This is a genomic window from Pseudomonas sp. P4_C3 (assembly GCF_056402075.1).
In genome coordinates, this window is record NZ_JBFUIC010000535.1 from 1 (window position 1) to 1,895 (window position 1,895).

3 protein-coding genes are annotated in these 1,895 nt (G+C 54.8%); 2 read left to right on the forward strand and 1 reads right to left on the reverse strand.

Annotated elements, in window-relative coordinates:
* Positions 1-392 (reverse strand): ParA family protein (locus tag AC1DVH_RS30295; protein WP_477756894.1); only part of this gene is annotated, 392 nt, incomplete at its 3' end.
* Positions 393-572: 180 nt separating this feature from the next.
* Here AC1DVH_RS30295 and AC1DVH_RS30300 point away from each other — a divergent pair.
* Positions 573-800, forward strand: a complete 228-nt coding sequence (locus tag AC1DVH_RS30300; RefSeq protein ID WP_477756895.1) for a hypothetical protein — start codon at positions 573-575, stop codon at positions 798-800.
* Positions 801-1,213: 413 nt separating this feature from the next.
* A partial coding sequence (locus AC1DVH_RS30305) for a sugar phosphate isomerase/epimerase family protein (RefSeq protein WP_477756896.1) occupies positions 1,214-1,895 on the forward strand: 682 nt, incomplete at its 3' end.

Here is a 1,895-nt window from a genome sequence, read left to right on the forward strand (position 1 = left end):
GTGTCGATATAAATGCGTTCGTAATCTTCGGAAAGCTCCACCAACAAGCGGCGCAGCTTGTTGATCTTGAATTTGGACTCAAGCTTTGACTGCAGGTCAGCAAGCTCGTGGCTGGCCGTGACCAGGTGCAGATTGTCATAGCGAGTATCAGTGATGGCCACCCGATTCTTTTTGCTGGCCGGGCCGCTGGATAAGGTTTGCTTGAAGAAATCGGCAATCCCCATGGGGATATCATCGCCTTTCAGCCCTGTCAGGTATTGGGTCGAGTTAGCCTGAGGATCGAGATCCACCAGCAGCGTCCTGTAGCCTTCGGCAGCACTGACAGCCGCGAGATTGCAGGCGATGCTTGATTTGCCAACGCCTCCTTTTTGATTGAACACAGCTCGACGCATGAGGAAGGTAACCCTGAAAAAGATCTCCCTCGATCATAGGACTGAAACATTTCAGTAATATTTCTACGCGACAATTTTGTTTCATTTTTAAGACAGCAGCTGCCATATCCTGACTGCGTCATCCGACATGCAGTTAACGATAGGCGTGTCTGTACTTATGGCATTACAAGGAGGTCGACAATGCAATGTTCGCTGGATGAAATACGCCACCAGATCCTGGACGCCGAACCCGTTTTGAAACGACTCGATATCGAGATGGAAGGGATACAGTTTGATCCGCTGGTACCTTCAAGCGTCACTGCCGCCTATGCCAAGGTAGATCGGGTGATTGAGCATTTGTTGGCCCGGTTCAAGGCAAACCCCATCCTTGGGCCGTTAACGACAGAGCTGAACGTCCCAGTATTTTGATGGTATTCGAGCGAAGGTAGCGCATGCCAGGAATGGCAAGTAGCTTGGAACTTCGTCGGCAGCGCCCGGTTGAATCCGGGCAGTCTGGAAGGACCGACTATTCAGCAGAATCGACCAAAAGCGAACCCTCGGCAACCCGGTGTCGCTTGGGAGTCTTCAAAATGATGCCGTAACAATGGCATCTCTCGCTAATAGCCAACGTAGACACGTTCTCGCCCATAAAATCCCTCCTGGCAAGCGAGATAAATAGCTAGCTATTTGTTAGTGAAAGTCTGAAGTATTCATTTGAACTTTCAGATTCTTTCACCGCGCGGCCTGTGCCTAACATCGACTCCACAGCAAACCAGGCGCTTCGCAGCCTGGCGCCGTCGAAATGCTTTTGCAGCAGGCCCTGGGATTTTTGAGGATCACCGATGAAGCTGGAAATTTTCCGAACGCTGTGGGGCTATACCGCCAGCAAGGCTCAGGCGCTCGAGGAGTTGCTGCACGCGGGCTTTGACGGCATGGAAGCACGCCTGCCACTGGACGCCCGTGAACGGGCCGAGTTCGGCGCTTTTCTCCAGGCCAATCGCCTGGGCTATATCAGCACGGTCTTCACTGCGTACGACGTGCTGCCGGACCAGTCGGCAACGCCTGCCGTCCACCTCAATGACCTCGACCGGAAACTCGCCTGGGCCGCCGAACTCGCCCCACGCTTCGTCAACGTGCTGGCGGGCAATGATCGCTGGTCCTTGCCACAACAAGTGGAGTTTTTCGGCCAGGCGCTGGATCTGGCGCGCAAGCATGGCCAGGTCTGCAGTTTCGAAACCCACCGCTCGCGTTCGCTGTTCAACCCCTGGGTGACCCTGGAGTTGATCCGCCAACTGCCCGATCTGTTGTTCACCAGTGACATCAGCCATTGGGTGGTGACCTGCGAACGCCTGTTGAATGACCCGGCCGATGACCTCAGCGCTTTCATCGAGCGGGTTCACCATATCCAGGCCCGGGTCGGTTATGACCAGGGGCCTCAGGTTCCGCACCCGGCGGCTCCCGAATATGCAAGGGAACTGGCGTTCCATCAGCAGCACTGGGAAAGCATCTGGCGCTCTCAACAAG